The sequence below is a fragment of the Micromonospora sp. NPDC047738 genome (assembly GCF_040642675.1).
Taxonomy (GTDB): Bacteria; Actinomycetota; Actinomycetes; order Mycobacteriales; family Micromonosporaceae; genus Micromonospora.
In genome coordinates this window covers 129,802-148,692 of sequence record NZ_JBEYSO010000008.1, presented here as the reverse complement: position 1 = coordinate 148,692, position 18,891 = coordinate 129,802, and the positions used below count along the sequence as shown (strand labels likewise).

The window sequence follows — 18,891 nt, the reverse complement described above, 5'->3', positions numbered from 1 at the left end:
CTTGTGCCCGGGCATGCCCGGGCAATGCGTGCGTGCGCTGGCACCGGGATTCCGGTGATCGTGCGGCGGCACGACCAAGTCCAAGATCCGGTGTTTGGAATTTCCTGCGCCGGTGACAGAAACCCGGTACGACGCGCGAGCGGCGCACCGGGGCCGTGACCCGGGCGACACGCCCGACCGCGGGTGCTGGGACCCCCGTCAGGTGGCCCTGGTTGGAATGTAGGAGAGCCGTCCATCAGGTCGGCTAACGAGCAGACAGCGCGGTCGCCTCGCAGCGGCCGAAGGGAGCGGAGAAACCCGGTGCCCACCATCCAGCAGCTGGTCCGAAAGGGCCGCCAGGCCAAGACGACCAAGACCAAGACCCCGGCGCTGAAGGGGTCCCCCCAGCGGCGCGGCGTGTGCACCCGCGTGTACACCACCACCCCGAAGAAGCCGAACTCGGCGCTGCGCAAGGTCGCTCGTGTCAAGCTCAGCAGCCAGATCGAGGTGACCGCCTACATCCCGGGCGTCGGCCACAACCTGCAGGAGCACTCGATCGTGCTCGTCCGCGGTGGCCGGGTGAAGGACCTCCCCGGCGTGCGGTACAAGATCGTTCGCGGTTCGCTGGACACCCAGGGTGTCCGCAACCGCAAGCAGGCGCGCAGCCGCTACGGCGCGAAGAAGGAGAAGAGCTGACATGCCGCGTAAGGGACCCGCTCCGCGGAAGCCGCTGGTCGCTGACCCGGTGTACAACTCGCCGCTGGTCACCCAGCTGGTGAACAAGATCCTGCTGCGCGGCAAGCGCCAGCTCGCCGAGAGCATCGTGTACGCCGCCCTCGAGGGCTGCCGCGAGAAGTCCGGCACCGACCCGGTCGTCACCCTGAAGCGGGCGATGGACAACGTCAAGCCGACCCTCGAGGTGCGCAGCCGCCGCGTCGGTGGCGCCACCTACCAGGTCCCGGTCGAGGTCCGGCCCGCCCGGGCGACCACCCTGGGCCTGCGCTGGCTGGTCACCTACTCCCGCGCCCGGCGCGAGAAGACCATGGTCGAGCGGCTGATGAACGAGCTGCTGGACGCGAGCAACGGCCTTGGTGCCGCCGTCAAGCGGCGCGAGGACACGCACAAGATGGCCGAGTCCAACAAGGCCTTCGCGCACTACCGCTGGTAACACCTTGGTTCCGGCGCCCACGAGGCGCCGGAACCGCCACCAGTTGTGTCGAGACGACGATAAGTAGGGATTGAAGTGGCCGCCGCAGACGCGCTCGCCAACGTACGCAACATCGGCATCATGGCGCACATCGATGCCGGTAAGACCACTACCACCGAGCGGATCCTGTTCTACACCGGTATCACCTACAAGATCGGTGAAGTCCACGAGGGCGCTGCCGTCATGGACTGGATGGAGCAGGAGCAGGAGCGCGGTATCACCATCACTTCCGCCGCCACGAAGTGCGAGTGGAAGGGCCACACGATCCAGATCATCGACACGCCCGGCCACGTCGACTTCACGGTCGAGGTGGAGCGGTCGCTGCGGGTCCTGGACGGTGCGGTCGCGGTCTACGACGGCGTCGCCGGCGTGGAGCCGCAGACGGAGAACGTCTGGCGCCAGGCGGACAAGTACAACGTCCCCCGGATGTGCTTCGTCAACAAGCTGGACCGGACCGGTGCCGACTTCTTCCGCTGCGTGCAGATGATGATCGACCGGCTCAACGCCACCCCGCTGGTCCTCCAGATCCCGATCGGCGCCGAGGCCGACTTCATCGGTGTGGTCGACCTGATCGAGATGCGCGCCCTCACCTGGCGCGGGGAGACCCAGAAGGGTGAGGACTACGCGATCGAGGAGATCCCGGCCGACCTCGCCGACTCCGCCGCGGAGTGGCGCGAGAAGCTGATGGAGACCCTCGCCGACGTCGACGACGCGGTGATGGAGAAGTACCTGGAGGGCGAGGAGATCTCCGTCGAGGAGATCAAGGCCGCCATCCGCCGGGCCACCATCGCCGGCAAGGCCAACCCCGTCTTCACCGGCACCGCCTTCAAGAACAAGGGCATCCAGCCCATGCTCGACGCGGTCGTCGCGTACCTGCCGTCGCCGCTGGACATCCCGGCCATCGAGGGCACCGCGACCGACGGCGAGACCCCGATGCAGCGGAAGCCGTCCACCTCGGAGCCGTTCTCGGGCCTGGCCTTCAAGATCCAGACCGACAAGCACCTTGGCAAGCTCACCTACGTCCGGGTCTACTCCGGCGTGGTCGAGTCCGGGACCCAGGTGGTCAACTCCACCAAGGACCGCAAGGAGCGGATCGGCAAGATCTACCAGATGCACGCCAACAAGCGGGAGGAGCGCAGCTCCGCCAAGGCTGGCGACATCATCGCGGTGCAGGGTCTCAAGCAGACCACCACCGGTGACACGCTGTGCGACCCGGCGAACCCGGTCATCCTGGAGTCGATGACCTTCCCGGAGCCGGTCATCGAGGTCGCCATCGAGCCGAAGACCAAGGCCGACCAGGAGAAGCTCAGCACCGCCATCCAGCGGCTGGCCGAGGAGGACCCGACCTTCCGCGTCAAGCTGGATGAGGAGACCGGCCAGACGGTCATCTCCGGCATGGGTGAGCTGCACCTGGACATCCTGGTCGACCGGATGCGCCGCGAGTTCAACGTCGAGGCGAACATCGGTAAGCCGCAGGTGGCGTACCGCGAGACCATCCGCCGCACGGTGGAGAAGGTCGAGTACACCCACAAGAAGCAGACCGGTGGTTCCGGCCAGTACGCCCGCGTGATCGTGAGCATCGAGCCGCTGCCGCTGGACAACGACTCGCCGACCTACGAGTTCGCCAACGCCGTCACCGGTGGCCGCATCCCGCGGGAGTTCATCCCCTCGGTGGACGCGGGTGCCCAGGACGCGATGCAGTACGGCATTCTCGCCGGCTTCCCGCTGGTGGGTGTCAAGCTGACGCTGCTGGACGGCCAGTACCACGAGGTCGACTCGTCGGAAATGGCATTCAAGATCGCCGGTTCGATGGTGATGAAGGAGGCGGCCCGCAAGGCCGACCCCGCGCTGCTCGAGCCGATGATGGCTGTTGAGGTCACCACTCCGGAGGAGAACATGGGTGACGTCATCGGCGACCTCAACTCCCGGCGCGGCATCATCCAGGCGATGGAGGAGCGTCACGGCGCCCGCATCGTCCGGGCCCTGGTGCCGTTGTCGGAGATGTTCGGCTACGTCGGCGACCTGCGGTCGAAGACCCAGGGCCGGGCTAGCTACAGCATGCAGTTCGACTCCTACGCCGAGGTTCCGCAGAGCGTGGCGAAGGAGATCATCGCCAAGGCGACTGGTGAGTGACGCTCACCTGAGCTGATCCGATGAGCCGGGGCTGGTCGCGGGAGGGATCTCCCGCCCGCGGCCACCTCGGGCGAGTTGTGTGAATCCGGGCCTGTAGGCTTCATCGCCGCAGAACCCACAAAGGCTCTCCGGCCGTCAGGTCGGAAAGGCTGTCGACAGAGTCCTAAGCGCCGACCCGGCGCACCGGGGCGAACGAACCAAGAAAGTCCACAGGAGGACACCAGTGGCGAAGGCGAAGTTCGAGCGGACTAAGCCGCACGTCAACATCGGCACCATTGGTCACATCGACCACGGTAAGACGACGCTGACGGCGGCCATCACCAAGGTCCTGCACGACCAGTACCCGGACCTGAACCCGTACACGCCGTTCGACGAGATCGACAAGGCGCCGGAGGAGAAGGCCCGCGGCATCACGATCTCGATCGCGCACGTCGAGTACCAGACCGAGGCGCGTCACTACGCGCACGTCGACTGCCCCGGTCACGCCGACTACATCAAGAACATGATCACCGGTGCCGCCCAGATGGACGGCGCGATCCTGGTGGTGGCGGCGACCGACGGCCCGATGCCGCAGACCCGCGAGCACGTGCTGCTGGCCCGTCAGGTCGGCGTGCCGTACATCGTCGTGGCGCTCAACAAGAGCGACATGGTCGACGACGAGGAGCTCCTGGAGCTCGTCGAGCTCGAGGTCCGCGAGCTGCTCTCCTCGCAGGAGTACCCGGGTGACGACCTGCCGGTCGTCCGGGTCTCGGCGCTGAAGGCCCTCGAGGGCGACCCGGAGTGGACCGGGAAGCTCCTGGACCTGATGAACGCCGTCGACACCGCGATCCCGCAGCCGGAGCGCGAGACCGAGAAGCCGTTCCTCATGCCGATCGAGGACGTCTTCACCATCACCGGCCGCGGCACCGTGGTCACGGGTCGCGCCGAGCGCGGCATCCTCAAGCCGAACGAGGAGGTGGAGATCGTCGGCATCCGCGAGAAGTCGATGAAGACCACCTGCACCGGCATCGAGATGTTCCGCAAGCTGCTCGACGAGGCCCGCGCGGGCGAGAACGTCGGTCTGCTGCTCCGCGGCATCAAGCGCGAGGACGTCGAGCGCGGCATGGTCGTCATCAAGCCGGGCACCACGACCCCGCACACGGAGTTCGAGGCGACGGTCTACATCCTCTCCAAGGAGGAGGGTGGCCGCCACACCCCGTTCTTCCAGAACTACCGTCCGCAGTTCTACTTCCGGACCACGGACGTCACCGGCGTCGTCACGCTGCCCGAGGGTACCGAGATGGTCATGCCGGGCGACAACACCACGATGACCGTGAAGCTGATCCAGCCCATCGCGATGGAGGAGAACCTCAAGTTCGCGATCCGGGAGGGTGGCCGTACGGTCGGCGCGGGTCGCGTCACCAAGATCATCAAGTGAGCTGGGTAACCCCGATTAGCGTCGCCGCCGGTCGTGCGGCATACTAGTCAGGTTGCGTAACGACGGTCAGTCGCCTGCGTCCGGTGTCTGCTGGACCTCCGGGTGACCGACAGTCTCGCGTAGGGTGGTTGATCGCCCCTGGCGGTCAACCACCCTCGCGCGGCGTCCAGGTCGCGGTAACGCGATCGGCGCCATGACCCACCGCGTGGTCGGAGAACCGCTCCGGAGTCCCGGGGCGGAGCCCGGCCCACGGGCGCGACACGCCCGACCGCGGGGGTCGGCGGAAGTGGGCCTGTGCCAGCCGGTACAGGCGCCCGCAACACAGCGGCATCGAGAGAAGGAACAGAAGCCACCATGGCGGGACAGAAGATCCGCATCCGGCTCAAGGCCTATGACCACGAGGTCGTCGACTCCTCGGCTCGGAAGATCGTCGAGACGGTGACGCGTACCGGGGCGCAGGTCGCTGGCCCGGTGCCGCTGCCCACGGAGATCAACCGTTTCTGCGTTATCCGCTCGCCGCACAAGTACAAGGACTCGCGCGAGCACTTCGAGATGCGCACGCACAAGCGGCTGATCGACATCATCGACCCGACCCCGAAGACGGTCGACTCGCTCATGCGCCTCGACCTGCCGGCTGGCGTCGACATCGAGATCAAGCTGTAGGGACCGGACAAATGGACAGGCAAGTCAAGGGGATCCTGGGCGCCAAGCTCGGCATGACCCAGGTCTGGGACAACAACCGCGTTGTCCCGGTGACCGTGGTTCAGGCCGGCCCGTGCGTCGTGAGCCAGGTTCGTAGCGCCGACAAGGACGGCTACTCCGCGGTCCAGCTGGCGTACGGGGCCATCGACCCGCGCAAGGTCAAGAAGCCGATCGCCGGGCACTACGCCAAGGCGGACGTCGCGCCGCGCCGGCACATCGTCGAGCTGCGCACCGTCGACGCCGCGGACTACTCGCTGGGCCAGGAGGTCACGGTCGAGGAGTTCCCGGCCGGCGTCACCATCGACGTCACCGGCAAGACCAAGGGCAAGGGCTACGCCGGCCCGATGAAGCGGCACGGCTTCCACGGTCTGCGCGCCAGCCACGGTGTCGAGCGCAAGCACCGCTCGCCGGGCTCCATCGGCGCGTGCGCGACCCCGGGTCGCGTCTTCAAGGGCACCCGGATGGCGGGTCGGATGGGTGGCGTGCGCTACACCGTCCAGAACCTGACCGTCCAGGCGGTCGACACCGAGAACAACCTCCTGCTCGTCCGTGGCGCCATCCCCGGCCCCAAGGGCGCGCTGGTCCTGGTCCGTACCGCGGCCAAGAGCAAGGCGAAGAAGGGCGGTGCGGCCAAGTGACCACCGTTGACGTCCTCAGCGTCGAAGGCACCAAGAGCGGCTCCGTCGAGCTGCCGGCCGACATCTTCGACGCCCAGGCCAACATCGCGCTGATGCACCAGGTCGTGGTGGCTCAGCTCGCGGCGGCCCGGCAGGGCACGCACAAGGCCAAGACCCGCGGCGAGGTCTCCGGTGGAGGCAAGAAGCCGTACAAGCAGAAGGGCACCGGTCGTGCCCGCCAGGGCTCGACCCGCGCGCCGCAGTTCGCCGGCGGTGGCGTGGTCCACGGCCCGGTGCCGCGCGACTACAGCCAGCGCACCCCGAAGAAGATGAAGGCCGCCGCCCTGCGTGGCGCCCTCTCCGACCGGGCCCGCGCCGGCCAGGTGCACGTCGTCGAGGCGTTCGTCTCGGGCGAGAAGCCGTCGACCAAGGCCGCGCTGGCCACGCTCGCGAAGCTGACCGACGCCCGTCGCGTCCTGGTCGTGCTGAGCAGCACCGACGAGCTGAACTGGGTGTCGCTGCGCAACGAGCCGCGGGTGCACCTGATCGAGGCCGGCCAGCTCAACACGTACGACGTGCTGGTCGCCGACGACGTGGTCTTCACCAAGGAGGCCCTGGACGAGTTCCTGGGCGTTCCCGCCGAGACCACCGAGGAGGGTGGCAAGTGAGCACGATCGCCGATCCGCGCGACATCATCGTCGCGCCGGTCGTCTCGGAGAAGAGCTACAGCGAGCTGAACCGCAACTGGTACACCTTCCTGGTGCACCCGGACGCGAACAAGACCGAGATCAAGATCGCTATCCAGCAGATCTTCAACGTCCGCGTCCTGACGGTCAACACGCTCAACCGCGAGGGCAAGCGCAAGCGCACCAAGACCGGCTTCGGTCAGCGCAAGGCCACCAAGCGGGCGATCGTGAAGCTGGCTGACGGTGACCGTATCGAGGCCTTCGGCGGCCCGGTCAGCTGAGGGGTGTAGACAATGGCTATCCGTAAGTACAAGCCGACGACGCCGGGCCGGCGTGGCTCGAGCGTCGCCGACTTCGCCGAGATCACCCGGTCGACGCCCGAGAAGTCGCTGCTGGCCCCGCTGCCGAAGAAGGGCGGTCGCAACGCCCACGGCCGGATCACCACGCGGCACCACGGTGGCGGCCACAAGCGCCAGTACCGTCTGATCGACTTCAAGCGGGTCGACAAGGACGGCGTGCCGGCGAAGGTCGCGCACATCGAGTACGACCCGAACCGCACCGCGCGGATCGCGCTGCTGCACTACGCCGACGGCGAGAAGCGTTACATCATCGCGCCGAAGGACCTGAAGCAGGGCGACGCGGTGGAGTCGGGCCCGAGCGCCGACATCAAGCCGGGCAACAACCTGCCGCTGCGCAACATCCCGGTCGGTACCACGATCCACAACGTGGAGCTGCGTCCGGGCGGTGGCGCCAAGCTGGCCCGCTCGGCCGGCGTCGGTATCCAGCTGCTCGGCCGTGAGGGCGCGTACGCGACCCTCCGCATGCCGTCCGGTGAGATCCGGCGGGTCGACGTGCGCTGCCGGGCCAGCATCGGCGAGATCGGCAACGCCGACCAGTCGAACATCAACTGGGGTAAGGCCGGCCGGATGCGGTGGAAGGGCAAGCGCCCGACTGTCCGTGGTGTCGCGATGAACCCGGTCGACCACCCGCACGGTGGTGGTGAGGGTAAGACCTCCGGTGGTCGCCACCCGGTCAACCCGCAGGGTAAGCCCGAGGGCCGCACCCGTCGTAAGGGCCAGCCGAGCGACCGGCTGATCGTCCGCCGCCGCTACGCCACCCGCAAGCGCGGCTAACAGGAGAGCTGACAGATGCCTCGCAGCCTGAAGAAGGGCCCGTTCGTCGACGACCACCTGCTCAAGAAGGTGGAGACGCAGAACGACAAGGGCTCGAAGAACGTCATCAAGACCTGGTCGCGGCGCTCGACGATCATCCCCGAGATGCTCGGGCACACGATCGCCGTGCACGACGGACGCAAGCACGTCCCGGTGTTCGTGACCGAGGCCATGGTCGGGCACAAGCTCGGCGAGTTCGCGCTGACCCGCACGTTCAAGGGTCACGAGAAGGACGACCGGAAGAGCCGCCGGCGCTGACGCCGCGGGCATACGGATAGAGGAACAAGGGGTTACAGCGATGCCAGGAAAGGGCGACGCTCCGGTGCTTCCGGGCGCGCGGGCGGTTGCGCGGCACGTGCGCATCTCGCCGATGAAGGCGCGCCGGGTGGTCAACCTCGTCCGCGGCCTGCCCGCGAAGGAGGCGCTCACGGTGCTGCAGTTCGCGCCGCAGGCTGCGAGCGAGCAGGTGTACAAGGTGCTCGCGAGCGCGATCGCCAACGCGGAGAACAACGAGCGGCTGGACCCCGACGCGCTGCTCGTCAGCGAGGCGTTCGTCGACGAGGGCCCGACCATGAAGCGGTTCCGGCCGCGGGCGCAGGGCCGGGCGTACCGGATCCGCAAGCGCACCTGCCACATCACCGTGGCGGTCGAGGCGGTGGCGCCGGCCGCGCCGAAGAAGTCGGCGAAGAAGGCCGCTCCGGCCAAGCAGGCCGCGGCCGCCGAGGGGCAGAGCACGACGGAGGGTGCCGAGTAATGGGTCAGAAGGTTCACCCGACCGGATTCCGGCTCGGCATCTCGACCGACTGGAAGTCCCGCTGGTTCGCGGACAAGCTCTACAAGGACTACATCGGCGAGGACGTCAAGATCCGCCGGATGATGTCCAAGGGGCTGGAGCGCGCCGGCATCTCCAAGGTAGACATCGAGCGCACCCGGGACCGGGTCCGCGTCGACATCCACACCGCCCGGCCGGGCATCGTCATCGGCCGTAAGGGTGCGGAGGCCGACCGGATCCGGGGCGAGCTGGAGAAGCTCACCGGCAAGCAGGTTCAGCTGAACATCATCGAGGTGAAGAGCCCCGAGTCGGACGCGCAGCTGGTCGCCCAGGGCGTCGCCGAGCAGCTGTCCAGCCGGGTCAGCTTCCGTCGGGCCATGCGCAAGGCGATGCAGTCCGCGATGAAGAACCCGGTCTGCAAGGGCATCCGGGTGCAGGTCTCGGGCCGTCTCGGCGGCGCCGAGATGAGCCGGACCGAGTTCTACCGCGAGGGCCGGGTTCCGCTGCACACGCTGCGGGCCAACATCGAGTACGGCTTCTTCGAGGCCCGTACCACCTTCGGCCGGATCGGCGTGAAGGTCTGGATCTACAAGGGCGACGCCGTCCCGGGCCGGGAGGCTCCGGCCGAGGCCGGTCCGTCCCGCCCGCGCCGTGAGCGCGGCGAGCGTCCCGAGCGGCCGCGCCGTGGCCGGTCGGGTTCGTCCGGCACGACCGCCGGCGGCACCGAGGCCGGCCGGGCTGCCGCGACCACCATCGCGCAGCAGGCCGAGACGCCGAGCGGCGAGCCGATCGACAGCGGTGCTGTCGCCGCGGCCGCGTCGACTCCGGCAGAAACGCAGCAGGAGGGCTGACAGATGCTGATGCCGCGCAAGCCCCCGAAGGGCTTCCGCAAGCCGCACCACCCGGACCGCCACGGCGCGTCCAAGGGTGGTAACCGGGTGGTGTTCGGCGAGTTCGGGATCCAGGCTCTCGAGCCGGCGTACGTGACCAACCGCCAGATCGAGTCGGCGCGTATCGCGATGACCCGGCACATCAAGCGTGGTGGCAAGGTCTGGATCACGATCTTCCCGGACCAGGCCCTCACCAAGAAGCCGGCGGAAACCCGGATGGGTTCCGGTAAGGGTTCGCCCGAGTGGTGGGTCGCCAACGTCAAGCCGGGGCGGGTCCTCTTCGAGATGTCCTTCCCCAACGAGCAGATCGCGCGAGAGGCGATGCGTCGCGCGATCCACAAGCTCCCGATGAAGTGCCGCATTGTTACGCGCGAAGTGGGTGAATCCTGATGGCAGCGGGCGTCAAGGCCTCCGAGCTGCGTGAGCTCTCCGAGGAGGAGCTGGTCACGAAGCTGCGTGAGGCGAAGGCGGAGCTGTTCAACCTCCGCGTGCAGGCCGCAACCGGGCAGCTGGACAACAACCGGCGGCTGCAGGTCATCCGTCGGGAGATCGCCCGGATCTACACGATCATGCGTGAGCGTGAGCTGGGTCTCTCGGCCGCGCCGACTGAGGTGACTGCATCATGAGTGAGAACACCACCACCGCCGCCGCGCGGGCCCGCCGCAAGGTGCGTGAGGGCCTCGTGGTCAGCGACAAGATGGAAAAGACCGTCGTGGTCGAGGTCGAGGACCGGGTCAAGCACGCGCTGTACGGCAAGATCATGCGCCGGACCAGCAAGCTCAAGGTCCACGACGAGCAGAACTCCGCCGGGATCGGCGACCGGGTCCTGATCATGGAGACCCGGCCGCTGTCCGCCACCAAGCGGTGGCGGCTCGTGGAGATCCTCGAGAAGGCCAAGTAGCGAAGGCTCGAGCTCGGCCGGCATCGGTCGGGCGCAGGTTCCGCCAGGCTCCGGCCGCCTCTGGGCGGCCGGAGAACCGGCAGACATAGGAGATAGACGTGATTCAGCAGGAGTCGCGACTGCGCGTCGCCGACAACACGGGTGCCCGGGAGATCCTGTGCATCCGGGTTCTCGGTGGCTCCGGTCGGCGCTACGCGAGCATCGGCGACGTCATCGTGGCCACGGTCAAGGACGCGATCCCCGGTGCCGGTGTGAAGAAGGGCGACGTCGTCAAGGCCGTCGTCGTTCGCACCGCCAAGGAGAAGCGGCGGCCGGACGGCTCGTACATCCGCTTCGACGAGAACGCCGCCGTCATCATCAAGGACGGTGGGGACCCGCGCGGTACCCGTATCTTCGGCCCGGTGGGCCGGGAGCTGCGGGACAAGCGGTTCATGAAGATCATCTCTCTCGCGCCGGAGGTGTTGTGACCGTGAAGGTCAAGAAGGGCGACACGGTCGTCGTCATCGCCGGCAAGGACAAGGGCGCCAAGGGCAAGGTCATCGCGGCCTACCCGCGGCAGGACAAGGTCCTGGTCGAGGGCGTGAACCGGGTCAAGAAGCACACCCGCATCAGCACCACCCAGCGTGGCGCCAAGACCGGTGGCATCGTCACCCAGGAGGCCCCGATCCACGTCTCGAACGTGCAGGTCCTGGACTCCGACGGCAAGCCGACCCGCGTCGGTTACCGGATCGACGAGAACGGCCAGAAGGTCCGCATCGCGCGTAGCACCGGTAAGGACCTGTGATGACCACGGCTACCGAAACCAAGACCATGCCGCGCCTCAAGGAGCGGTACCGCAACGAGATCGTGGCCGAGCTGCAGAAGCAGCACAACTACGGCAACCCCATGCAGGTGCCGCGGTTGGTCAAGATCGTCGTCAACATGGGTGTCGGCGAGGCCGCTCGGGACGCCAAGCTGATCGACGGCGCGGTTCGCGACCTGGCCACCATCACCGGCCAGAAGCCGCAGGTGCGGCGGGCGACCAAGTCCATCGCGCAGTTCAAGCTCCGTGAGGGCATGCCGATCGGCGCGAAGGTGACCCTGCGCGGCGACCGGATGTGGGAGTTCCTGGACCGGCTGCTGTCCATCGCGCTGCCGCGTATCCGCGACTTCCGCGGCCTCGACGGGCGCAAGCTCGACGGGCACGGCAACTACACGTTCGGTCTGACCGAGCAGTCGGTGTTCCACGAGATCGACCAGGACAAGATCGATCGCCAGCGGGGCATGGACATCACGGTGGTCACGACCGCCACGACCGACGACGAGGGCCGGGCGCTGCTCAAGCTCCTGGGCTTCCCGTTCAAGGAGAACTGAGATGGCCAAGAAGGCGCTGATCCTCAAGGCGGCCGCGAAGCCGAAGTTCTCGGTTCGCGCGTACACCCGCTGCCAGCGGTGCGGGCGTCCGAAGGCGGTCTACCGCAAGTTCGGTCTCTGCCGGGTGTGCATCCGGGAGATGGCCCACCGCGGTGAGCTGCCCGGCGTGTCCAAGGCTTCCTGGTAATAGCTATTGCTCTTCGCCGTAGGCCCCGGGCGTGCCCGGGGAACCGCGGCGAGAAAGGCTGACGAATTCCATGACGATGACCGACCCGATCGCAGACATGCTCACGCGTCTGCGTAACGCCAACCAGGCGTACCACGACCGGGTGACGATGCCCTACTCGAAGATCAAGGCGAACATCGCCGAGGTCCTCAAGGCCGAGGGTTACATCGCCACCTGGTCGGTCGAGGAGCCCGAGGAGGGCGCCGTCGGCAAGCGACTGGTCGTCGAGCTGAAGTACGGCCAGAACCGGGAGCGGAGCCTGGCCGGCATCAAGCGCGTGTCCAAGCCCGGTCTGCGGGTTTACGCCAAGTCGGACGGGCTCCCGCGGGTGCTCGGCGGGCTGGGCGTGGCGATCATTTCGACGTCCCAGGGGCTGCTCACCGACCGGCAGGCCCGCAAGCGGAGCGTTGGCGGGGAAGTCCTCGCCTTCGTCTGGTAACGGGAGACAGGTAGAAATGTCGCGTATTGGACGTAAGTCGATCCCGGTGCCAGCCGGCGTCGACATCACGATCGACGGCCAGACCGTCAAGGTCAAGGGCCCGAAGGGCGAGCTGACCCACGTCCTCGCCGAGCCGATCACGGCGGAGCGGGGCGAGGACGGCGCGCTGCACGTCAACCGGCCGAACGACGAGCGCAAGGCCAAGGAGCTGCACGGCCTGAGCCGTACGCTGGTCGCCAACATGATCGTCGGCGTGACCGAGGGCTACCGCAAGAGCCTCGAGATCGCCGGCACCGGTTACCGCGTCACCGCCAAGGGCAAGGACCTCGAGTTCGCGCTCGGGTTCTCGCACCCGGTGCTCGTGCCGGCGCCGGAGGGCATCACCTTCACGGTGGAGAAGCCGACGCTGTTCCACGTGGCCGGCATCGACAAGCAGCAGGTCGGTGAGATCGCCGCCAACATCCGGAAGATCCGCCCGCCGGAGCCCTACAAGGGCAAGGGCGTCAAGTACCAGGGCGAGGTCATCCGCCGCAAGGCTGGAAAGGCAGGTAAGAAGTGAGCGCCACGCTGCTCAAGCGCCGCCGCGGCGTCGCCGCCAAGCGTGCCGTCGGGCGTGCGCGTCGGCACTTCCGGGTCCGCAAGAACATCAGCGGCACCGCCGAGCGTCCCCGCCTGGTCGTCACCCGCTCCCTGCGGCACATCGTCGCCCAGATCGTGGACGACACCAAGGGTCACACCCTGGCGTCGGCCTCGACCCTGGACGCCTCGCTGCGCGGCGCCGAGGGCGACAAGAGCGCCCTGGCCGGCAAGGTCGGCGCCCTGCTCGCCGAGCGGGCCAAGGCCGCCGGCATCTCGAAGGTCGTCTTCGACCGCGGTGGCAACCGGTACGCGGGGCGGGTCGCCGCGCTTGCCGACGCCGCCCGCGAAGCCGGGCTCGAGTTCTAGAAACCCCGTCACGAGAGAGAAGGAAGGCTGCTGATGCCAGGTCAACAGCGCCGTGGCGGCGGGTCCGGTGGCAACGAGGGTGGTCGCCGCGACAACCGCCGTGAGGGCGGCCGCGGAAACGCGCCCGTCGAGAAGACCCCGCACCTTGAGCGGGTCGTCGCGATCAACCGCGTCGCCAAGGTCGTGAAGGGTGGTCGTCGCTTCAGCTTCACCGCCCTGGTGATCGTGGGCGACGGCGACGGCACCGTCGGCGTGGGCTACGGAAAGGCCAAGGAGGTGCCCGCGGCGATCGCCAAGGGTGTCGAGGAGGCCAAGAAGCACTTCTTCAAGGTGCCGCGGATCGGCGCCTCGATCCCGCACCCGGTGCAGGGCGAGGACGCGGCCGGCGTGGTGCTGCTCAAGCCGGCCTCGGCCGGTACGGGCGTCATCGCCGGTGGTCCGGTGCGCGCCGTGCTGGAGTGCGCGGGCATCCACGACGTGCTCTCCAAGAGCCTCGGCTCGTCCAACCCGATCAACATCGTGCACGCCACGGTGGCGGCCCTGAAGGCGCTCGAGTCGCCGGAGGCGGTCGCGGCCCGTCGTGGTCTGCCGGTCGAGGACGTCGCGCCGGCCGCGATGCTGGCGTCCCGGGCGGGGGTGGCTTCCTGATGGCGCGCCTGAAGGTCACCCAGGTCCGGTCCGAGATCGGGACCAAGAAGAACCAGCGTGACTCGCTGCGTTCGCTCGGTCTCAAGCGGATCAACGACGTGGTGGTCAAGGAGGACCGGCCGGAGATCCGCGGCATGATCTTCGCGGTCAACCACCTCGTGAAGGTCGAGGAGGTCGAGTAATGACGATCAAGGTCCACCACCTGCGTCCGGCGCCGGGGGCCAAGACCGAGAAGACCCGGGTGGGTCGCGGTGAGGGCTCCAAGGGCAAGACCGCCGGCCGCGGTACCAAGGGTTCGAAGGCCCGGAAGAACATCTCGCCGGCGTTCGAGGGTGGGCAGATGCCCATCCACATGCGCCTGCCGAAGATGAAGGGCTTCAAGAACAAGTTCAAGGTCGTCTTCCAGGTGGTCAACCTGGACCGGCTCGCCGAGCTCTTCCCGAACGGCGGCCAGGTCGGCCCGGTCGAGCTGGTCGAGGCCGGCGCGGTCCGCAAGGGCCAGCCGGTCAAGGTGCTCGGCACCGGCGACCTCGGCGGTGTGGCCCTCCAGGTGTCGGCGCACGCGTTCAGCGCGTCGGCCAAGGAGAAGATCACCGCTGCCGGTGGCTCGGTCACCGAGCTGTAAGGCACGACACATGGCGCCCGCTCAGGTCCGCGTGACTGGGCGGGCGCCATGGTCTACCTGGCGAATGTGCGCCGGGTAACATCGGATTCGTTTTATGTAGCCGGGCGCATCTGCCCCGACCGGGATCGGGCTGTTAGAGTCCCATCCCAGCTATGGATATCGGGCACTCGCCCGGCACCCACCCCGGATCCGCCAGGAATCAGACCGGCGGCCCGCGTCGCGCAGGAGGAAGAAGTTGCTGTCCGCCTTTCTCAGTGCGTTCCGTACGCCTGACCTGCGCAAGAAGCTGCTGTTCACAGTAGGCATCATCGCGGTCTACCGGCTCGGCGCCACTCTGCCCAGCCCCGGCGTCTCGTACGGCAACGTCCAGAAGTGCCTCGACGCCATCCAGGGCGGCGGCACCGGCGTGCTGAACCTGCTGGACCTCTTCAGCGGTGGCGCGCTGCTGCAGCTCTCGGTCTTCGCGCTGGGCATCATGCCCTACATCACCGCGTCGATCATCCTGCAGCTGCTGACCGTGGTCATCCCGCGGCTGGAGCAGCTCCGCAAGGAGGGCCAGGCCGGCCAGGCGAAGATCACCCAGTACACCCGCTACCTGACCCTGGGTCTGGGCATCCTCCAGTCCTCGGCGTTCGTGGCGCTGGCCCGCTCCGGGCAGCTCTTCCAGAACCGCTGCGACCAGTGGCCGATCGTCCCCCGAGACACCGGCATCCCGGACTGGCTGACCCTGGGCATCCTGGTCATGACCATGACCGCCGGCACCGGTGTGGTGATGTGGCTCGGCGAGCTGATCACCGACCGCGGCGTCGGCAACGGCATGTCCGTGCTGATCTTCACCTCGATCGCCGCCCGGCTCCCCAGCGAGGGCTGGAAGATCAAGACCACCAAGGGCTGGGGGATGTTCCTCCTCGTCATCGCCCTGGTGCTGGTGGTCATCTGCGCGGTCACCTTCATCGAGCAGGCCCAGCGCCGGATCCCGGTGCAGTACGCCAAGCGCATGATCGGCCGGCGGATGTACGGCGGCACCTCCACCTACATCCCGCTGAAGGTGAACCAGGCCGGCGTCATCCCGGTCATCTTCGCCTCGTCGCTGCTCTACCTGCCGACGCTCGCGCTCCAGTTCTTCGACCAGACCAACCCGGGCAAGACCCAGGCCTGGATCCAGAACCACATCGTGAAGGCGAGCGCGCCGGAGCACATCGCGATCTACTTCCTGCTGATCATCTTCTTCACGTACTTCTACGTGTCGATCACGTTCAACCCGACCGAGGTCGCGGACAACATGAAGAAGTACGGCGGCTTCGTACCGGGCATCCGCCCCGGCAAGCCGACCGCCGAGTACCTCGACTTCATCCTCAGCCGGATCACCCTGCCGGGTGCGCTCTACCTGGGCATCATCGCGATCCTGCCGAACTTCTTCTTCATCTGGCTCGACAACCAGCAGTTCCAGAACTTCCCGTTCGGCGGCACCGCTGTGCTCATCATGGTCGGCGTCGGTCTGGAGACCGTGAAGCAGATCGAGAGCCAACTCATGCAGCGGAACTACGAAGGGTTCCTGCGGTAGATGCGACTCGTTCTGGTTGGCCCGCCGGGCGCGGGCAAGGGCACACAGGCGGAGTTCATCGCCGCTCACCTGTCGGTGCCGAAGATCTCGACCGGGGACATCTTCCGGGCGAACGTCTCCCAGGGCACCCCGCTCGGCGTCGAGGCCAAGCGATACATGGACGCCGGCAAGCTGGTCCCGGACGAGGTCACCATCAACATGGTGCGGGACCGGCTCGCCGAGCCGGACGCCAGTGAGGGCTTCCTGCTCGACGGCTTCCCCCGTACCACCCCGCAGGCCGCCGCGCTGGACAAGCTCCTCGCCGACCTCGGCACCGCGCTGGACCTGGTGCTGGAGCTGGTCGTCGACGACGACGAGGTGATCCGGAGGCTGTCCGGCCGGCGTACCTGCCGGGGCTGCGGCAAGATCTGGCACGTCGAGTTCGACGCCACCACCCGCGAGGGGATCTGCGACCGCTGCGGCGCCGAGCTGTTCCAGCGGGACGACGACAAGCCGGAGACCATCGCCGCCCGGCTCCGGGAGTACGCCGAGAAGACCGCGCCGCTGGTCGACTACTACGGCGCCCAGGGCAAGCTCGTCGGCATCGACGCGACCGGGCCGGTGGAGGACGTCACCGTCCGCGCCATCGACGCCCTCCGTTCCTACGGCGGCTGACGTCCCGCCGGCCTCTGGCGGATAGAGTGCGAACAGCGGGGTACGTGCGACGTGCCCCGCTGTTCCGCGCAACGAAAGGTAACGCCTCCATGCGTCGTCCCCAGCTGGACATCCAGCTGAAGACCCCCGACCAGATCGAGATGATGCGGGCTGCCGGTCTGGTGGTGGCCCGCGCGCTGCGTCGGATGCGGGAGGCGGTTGCCCCCGGTGTGAGCACGGCCGACCTGGACGCGATCGCCGAGGCCACCATCCGGGAGGCCGGTGCCGTGCCGTCGTTCAAGGGCTACCACGGCTACCCGGCGTCGATCTGTTCCTCGGTCAACGAGCAGGTGGTGCACGCCATCCCGTCGTCCAAGCAGGTGCTCCGCGAGGGTGACCTGATCTCGATCGACTGCGGCGCGGTGCTCAACGGGTGGCACGGCGACGCCGCGATCACCGTCGGCGTCGGCGAGGCCGACCCGGCCCTGCTGAAGATGGCGGCCGTGGCCGAGGACGCGATGTGGGCCGGGATCGCCGCCGCCGCCCGGGGTGCCGCCGGCGGGAAGGGCCGGCTCACCGACATCTCCCACGCGGTGGAGCACGCGGTCCGCAAGGCCGGCCGCTACGGCATCGTCGACGGGTACGGCGGGCACGGCATCGGCACCGAGATGCACCAGGACCCGCACGTGCTCAACCACGGGCGCCCCGGCAAGGGCCCCCGGCTGGTGCCCGGCATGGCGCTGGCGATCGAGCCGATGATCACCATGGGCTCGCCGCGTACGGTCGAGCAGGCCGACGGCTGGACGGTGGTCACCCGGGACGGCTCCGTGGCGGCGCACGTCGAGCACTCGATGGCCCTGCTGAACGACGGTGTGTGGGTGCTTACCGCGGAGGACGGCGGCCGGGCCCGGCTCGGCGACCTGGTCACCGCCCGCCAGCCGGCCGACTCGCCTGCGGTCTGACGGTTTCCGGGTGTCGGCCGCGCCGACCCTGCCTTCGCTAGGCACGTGTGAACGAGTCGGCGGCCGGGCGGTGGCGCCGGCGACACCTCGGGCTGCTGGCGGTTGCCCAGGCGGGGTGACGCCGGCCGGCGGGGAGTCCGATCCGTTCGCGGCATCCGGTTCCCAGCGTGCCGATTGGGCGTTCTCGGTCGATCGCAGGCCGCCTGCGCCGATCGTTCGGGCAGGGGCGTTACTGCGAAGTGGCCCGGCGCTGTCATGCTTGCCTTCATGGACGGGGAGAGGGAGATGCGGGCGGCCGACACCGACCGGCAGGCGACGGCGGAACGGCTCCGGACGGCCCTGGAAGAGGGCCGGCTCGACCTGCACGAGTACGACGAGCGGTTGGGCCGGACGTACGGCGCGAAGACGTACGCCGAACTGGCCGAGATCGTGGCCGACCTGCCGGGTCCGGCGCCAGCGCAGCGATCCGCCCTGGCGCCCGCACCGCCCGGCCCCCTGCCGGCGAGCGAGGGAGGGGCCGCCGCGGCGGCACGCCCGTCCGGCTGGCTGCTCGGGATCTGGTCGCCCTGGTTGCGGGTGGCCGCCGTGCTGATCCCGATCTGGCTGATCGTCTCGATCGGCTCCGGCAACTTCTCCGGCTACTGGCCGGCCTGGGTGCTCGGCCCTTGGGGCGCCCTCCTGCTGTTGCGGACGGTGGGCGTGTCCGACGGCGGGCCGCACCCGACCCAGCGCCGCCAGGCACGGCGGGAACGGTGGCGGGGCCGGTGACCGACGTGCTGTGGCCAGCGCCACAGCACGTCGCCGAGGCCGGATGGATTTCCACCGTCGAGTGGCCGGATGCGCGGCCGGTTTGGCGACGGCGCGCAGGCGGGCGTACACTTTCTGATCGGCGCACAGCGTCCACTCCGGCATGCCCACCCAGCGCTTCGGTGGGAGCTGGAGCCGCGGCTGGCGCGGGTTTCCTGATCTTGGTCAGTTCACCCGTGTAAGACGTTGTGGGCCGTCCGGAGCAACCGACGT

The 18,891-nt window shown here is 68.4% G+C and carries 29 protein-coding genes; all 29 read left to right on the top strand.

Features of this window, described 5'->3' with window-relative positions:
- Positions 1 to 300: 300 nt before the first annotated feature.
- The gene (gene rpsL / locus ABZ783_RS15715) at positions 301 to 675 is read left to right on the top strand and encodes a 30S ribosomal protein S12 (RefSeq protein ID WP_007465318.1); all 375 of its coding nucleotides are present in this window, start codon (positions 301 to 303) and stop codon (positions 673 to 675) included.
- A 1-nt stretch (position 676) separates the two neighbouring features.
- Positions 677 to 1,147, top strand: a complete 471-nt coding sequence (rpsG, locus tag ABZ783_RS15710; RefSeq protein ID WP_073834936.1) for a 30S ribosomal protein S7 — start codon at positions 677 to 679, stop codon at positions 1,145 to 1,147.
- Positions 1,148 to 1,222: 75 nt separating this feature from the next.
- Positions 1,223 to 3,319: an elongation factor G gene (gene fusA, locus ABZ783_RS15705; protein ID WP_073834935.1), complete on the top strand. Its 2,097-nt coding sequence runs from the start codon at positions 1,223 to 1,225 to the stop codon at positions 3,317 to 3,319.
- A 223-nt stretch (positions 3,320 to 3,542) separates the two neighbouring features.
- Complete coding sequence (gene tuf / locus ABZ783_RS15700; RefSeq protein WP_073834934.1) at positions 3,543 to 4,736, top strand: elongation factor Tu; 1,194 nt, start codon at positions 3,543 to 3,545, stop codon at positions 4,734 to 4,736.
- Positions 4,737 to 5,090: 354 nt separating this feature from the next.
- Positions 5,091 to 5,399, top strand: coding sequence for a 30S ribosomal protein S10 (gene rpsJ / locus ABZ783_RS15695; RefSeq protein WP_007073037.1), 309 nt, complete (start codon positions 5,091 to 5,093; stop codon positions 5,397 to 5,399).
- An 11-nt stretch (positions 5,400 to 5,410) separates the two neighbouring features.
- Complete coding sequence (rplC, locus tag ABZ783_RS15690) at positions 5,411 to 6,076, top strand: 50S ribosomal protein L3 (RefSeq protein ID WP_357438199.1); 666 nt, start codon at positions 5,411 to 5,413, stop codon at positions 6,074 to 6,076.
- On the top strand, positions 6,073 to 6,723 hold the full coding sequence (rplD, locus tag ABZ783_RS15685) for a 50S ribosomal protein L4 (RefSeq protein ID WP_148793469.1): 651 nt from the start codon (positions 6,073 to 6,075) through the stop codon (positions 6,721 to 6,723). Before rplC ends, rplD begins: the two co-directional genes overlap by 4 nt.
- Positions 6,720 to 7,022: a 50S ribosomal protein L23 gene (rplW, locus tag ABZ783_RS15680; RefSeq protein WP_073834931.1), complete on the top strand. Its 303-nt coding sequence runs from the start codon at positions 6,720 to 6,722 to the stop codon at positions 7,020 to 7,022. The genes rplD and rplW overlap by 4 nt, the downstream gene beginning before the upstream one ends.
- A gap of 12 nt (positions 7,023 to 7,034) precedes the next feature.
- Complete coding sequence (gene rplB, locus ABZ783_RS15675) at positions 7,035 to 7,874, top strand: 50S ribosomal protein L2 (RefSeq protein WP_148793471.1); 840 nt, start codon at positions 7,035 to 7,037, stop codon at positions 7,872 to 7,874.
- 15 nt (positions 7,875 to 7,889) lie between these two features.
- Positions 7,890 to 8,171, top strand: a complete 282-nt coding sequence (gene rpsS / locus ABZ783_RS15670; RefSeq protein ID WP_007073032.1) for a 30S ribosomal protein S19 — start codon at positions 7,890 to 7,892, stop codon at positions 8,169 to 8,171.
- Positions 8,172 to 8,211: 40 nt separating this feature from the next.
- Entirely contained in the window at positions 8,212 to 8,667 is a 456-nt protein-coding gene (gene rplV / locus ABZ783_RS15665; RefSeq protein ID WP_357438197.1) for a 50S ribosomal protein L22, read from the top strand.
- Complete coding sequence (rpsC, locus tag ABZ783_RS15660) at positions 8,667 to 9,536, top strand: 30S ribosomal protein S3 (RefSeq protein ID WP_148793473.1); 870 nt, start codon at positions 8,667 to 8,669, stop codon at positions 9,534 to 9,536. The genes rplV and rpsC overlap by 1 nt, the downstream gene beginning before the upstream one ends.
- 3 nt (positions 9,537 to 9,539) lie before the next feature.
- Positions 9,540 to 9,965, top strand: a complete 426-nt coding sequence (gene rplP, locus ABZ783_RS15655) for a 50S ribosomal protein L16 (protein ID WP_073834927.1) — start codon at positions 9,540 to 9,542, stop codon at positions 9,963 to 9,965.
- The gene (gene rpmC, locus ABZ783_RS15650) at positions 9,965 to 10,201 is read left to right on the top strand and encodes a 50S ribosomal protein L29 (RefSeq protein ID WP_007073028.1); all 237 of its coding nucleotides are present in this window, start codon (positions 9,965 to 9,967) and stop codon (positions 10,199 to 10,201) included. Before rplP ends, rpmC begins: the two co-directional genes overlap by 1 nt.
- Positions 10,198 to 10,476 (top strand): 30S ribosomal protein S17, encoded by a 279-nt coding sequence (rpsQ, locus tag ABZ783_RS15645; RefSeq protein WP_073834926.1) that lies wholly within the window; start codon positions 10,198 to 10,200, stop codon positions 10,474 to 10,476. Before rpmC ends, rpsQ begins: the two co-directional genes overlap by 4 nt.
- 98 nt (positions 10,477 to 10,574) lie before the next feature.
- A complete protein-coding gene (gene rplN / locus ABZ783_RS15640; protein ID WP_007073026.1) occupies positions 10,575 to 10,943 on the top strand; it encodes a 50S ribosomal protein L14 in 369 nt (122 codons plus the stop codon).
- Entirely contained in the window at positions 10,940 to 11,260 is a 321-nt protein-coding gene (gene rplX, locus ABZ783_RS15635) for a 50S ribosomal protein L24 (RefSeq protein WP_172896341.1), read from the top strand. The genes rplN and rplX overlap by 4 nt, the downstream gene beginning before the upstream one ends.
- Positions 11,260 to 11,829 (top strand): 50S ribosomal protein L5, encoded by a 570-nt coding sequence (rplE, locus tag ABZ783_RS15630; protein WP_073834925.1) that lies wholly within the window; start codon positions 11,260 to 11,262, stop codon positions 11,827 to 11,829. The genes rplX and rplE overlap by 1 nt, the downstream gene beginning before the upstream one ends.
- A 1-nt stretch (position 11,830) precedes the next feature.
- Positions 11,831 to 12,016 carry a type Z 30S ribosomal protein S14 gene (locus ABZ783_RS15625; protein ID WP_007073023.1) on the top strand — a complete coding sequence of 62 codons (186 nt, stop codon included), beginning with the start codon at positions 11,831 to 11,833 and terminating at the stop codon, positions 12,014 to 12,016.
- A 70-nt stretch (positions 12,017 to 12,086) separates the two neighbouring features.
- A complete protein-coding gene (gene rpsH, locus ABZ783_RS15620) occupies positions 12,087 to 12,494 on the top strand; it encodes a 30S ribosomal protein S8 (protein ID WP_013288624.1) in 408 nt (135 codons plus the stop codon).
- 16 nt (positions 12,495 to 12,510) lie between these two features.
- On the top strand, positions 12,511 to 13,053 hold the full coding sequence (rplF, locus tag ABZ783_RS15615) for a 50S ribosomal protein L6 (protein WP_073834924.1): 543 nt from the start codon (positions 12,511 to 12,513) through the stop codon (positions 13,051 to 13,053).
- Positions 13,050 to 13,439 (top strand): 50S ribosomal protein L18, encoded by a 390-nt coding sequence (gene rplR / locus ABZ783_RS15610; protein ID WP_073834923.1) that lies wholly within the window; start codon positions 13,050 to 13,052, stop codon positions 13,437 to 13,439. The genes rplF and rplR overlap by 4 nt, the downstream gene beginning before the upstream one ends.
- 33 nt (positions 13,440 to 13,472) lie before the next feature.
- The gene (gene rpsE, locus ABZ783_RS15605) at positions 13,473 to 14,087 is read left to right on the top strand and encodes a 30S ribosomal protein S5 (protein WP_073834922.1); all 615 of its coding nucleotides are present in this window, start codon (positions 13,473 to 13,475) and stop codon (positions 14,085 to 14,087) included.
- Entirely contained in the window at positions 14,087 to 14,269 is a 183-nt protein-coding gene (rpmD, locus tag ABZ783_RS15600) for a 50S ribosomal protein L30 (RefSeq protein ID WP_302771512.1), read from the top strand. The genes rpsE and rpmD overlap by 1 nt, the downstream gene beginning before the upstream one ends.
- Positions 14,269 to 14,712 (top strand): 50S ribosomal protein L15, encoded by a 444-nt coding sequence (gene rplO, locus ABZ783_RS15595; protein WP_148793479.1) that lies wholly within the window; start codon positions 14,269 to 14,271, stop codon positions 14,710 to 14,712. Before rpmD ends, rplO begins: the two co-directional genes overlap by 1 nt.
- Positions 14,713 to 14,947: 235 nt before the next feature.
- Positions 14,948 to 16,276 (top strand): preprotein translocase subunit SecY, encoded by a 1,329-nt coding sequence (gene secY / locus ABZ783_RS15590; protein WP_073834920.1) that lies wholly within the window; start codon positions 14,948 to 14,950, stop codon positions 16,274 to 16,276.
- Positions 16,277 to 16,930, top strand: coding sequence for an adenylate kinase (locus ABZ783_RS15585; RefSeq protein WP_073834919.1), 654 nt, complete (start codon positions 16,277 to 16,279; stop codon positions 16,928 to 16,930). It begins immediately after the preceding gene.
- An 89-nt stretch (positions 16,931 to 17,019) separates the two neighbouring features.
- Positions 17,020 to 17,871 (top strand): type I methionyl aminopeptidase, encoded by an 852-nt coding sequence (gene map, locus ABZ783_RS15580; RefSeq protein WP_357438192.1) that lies wholly within the window; start codon positions 17,020 to 17,022, stop codon positions 17,869 to 17,871.
- A 267-nt stretch (positions 17,872 to 18,138) separates the two neighbouring features.
- Positions 18,139 to 18,639, top strand: a complete 501-nt coding sequence (locus ABZ783_RS15575) for a DUF1707 domain-containing protein (RefSeq protein ID WP_357438190.1) — start codon at positions 18,139 to 18,141, stop codon at positions 18,637 to 18,639.
- Positions 18,640 to 18,891: the final 252 nt, after the last annotated feature.

Excerpts from the sequence above, each read along its gene's own strand:
- rpsG (WP_073834936.1), top strand. The coding sequence starts at position 677 with ATGCCGCGTAAGGGACCCGCTCCGCGGAAGCCGCTGGTCGCTGACCCG.
- rpsJ (WP_007073037.1), top strand. The coding sequence starts at position 5,091 with ATGGCGGGACAGAAGATCCGCATCCGGCTCAAGGCCTATGACCACGAG.
- rplC (WP_357438199.1), top strand. The coding sequence starts at position 5,411 with ATGGACAGGCAAGTCAAGGGGATCCTGGGCGCCAAGCTCGGCATGACC.
- rplB (WP_148793471.1), top strand. The coding sequence starts at position 7,035 with ATGGCTATCCGTAAGTACAAGCCGACGACGCCGGGCCGGCGTGGCTCG.
- rpsS (WP_007073032.1), top strand. The coding sequence starts at position 7,890 with ATGCCTCGCAGCCTGAAGAAGGGCCCGTTCGTCGACGACCACCTGCTC.
- rplV (WP_357438197.1), top strand. The coding sequence starts at position 8,212 with ATGCCAGGAAAGGGCGACGCTCCGGTGCTTCCGGGCGCGCGGGCGGTT.
- rpsC (WP_148793473.1), top strand. The coding sequence starts at position 8,667 with ATGGGTCAGAAGGTTCACCCGACCGGATTCCGGCTCGGCATCTCGACC.
- rplP (WP_073834927.1), top strand. The coding sequence starts at position 9,540 with ATGCTGATGCCGCGCAAGCCCCCGAAGGGCTTCCGCAAGCCGCACCAC.
- rpmC (WP_007073028.1), top strand. The coding sequence starts at position 9,965 with ATGGCAGCGGGCGTCAAGGCCTCCGAGCTGCGTGAGCTCTCCGAGGAG.
- rpsQ (WP_073834926.1), top strand. The coding sequence starts at position 10,198 with ATGAGTGAGAACACCACCACCGCCGCCGCGCGGGCCCGCCGCAAGGTG.
- rplE (WP_073834925.1), top strand. The coding sequence starts at position 11,260 with ATGACCACGGCTACCGAAACCAAGACCATGCCGCGCCTCAAGGAGCGG.
- ABZ783_RS15625 (WP_007073023.1), top strand. The coding sequence starts at position 11,831 with ATGGCCAAGAAGGCGCTGATCCTCAAGGCGGCCGCGAAGCCGAAGTTC.
- rpsH (WP_013288624.1), top strand. The coding sequence starts at position 12,087 with ATGACGATGACCGACCCGATCGCAGACATGCTCACGCGTCTGCGTAAC.
- rplF (WP_073834924.1), top strand. The coding sequence starts at position 12,511 with ATGTCGCGTATTGGACGTAAGTCGATCCCGGTGCCAGCCGGCGTCGAC.
- rpsE (WP_073834922.1), top strand. The coding sequence starts at position 13,473 with ATGCCAGGTCAACAGCGCCGTGGCGGCGGGTCCGGTGGCAACGAGGGT.
- rpmD (WP_302771512.1), top strand. The coding sequence starts at position 14,087 with ATGGCGCGCCTGAAGGTCACCCAGGTCCGGTCCGAGATCGGGACCAAG.
- rplO (WP_148793479.1), top strand. The coding sequence starts at position 14,269 with ATGACGATCAAGGTCCACCACCTGCGTCCGGCGCCGGGGGCCAAGACC.
- ABZ783_RS15585 (WP_073834919.1), top strand. The coding sequence starts at position 16,277 with ATGCGACTCGTTCTGGTTGGCCCGCCGGGCGCGGGCAAGGGCACACAG.
- map (WP_357438192.1), top strand. The coding sequence starts at position 17,020 with ATGCGTCGTCCCCAGCTGGACATCCAGCTGAAGACCCCCGACCAGATC.
- ABZ783_RS15575 (WP_357438190.1), top strand. The coding sequence starts at position 18,139 with ATGGACGGGGAGAGGGAGATGCGGGCGGCCGACACCGACCGGCAGGCG.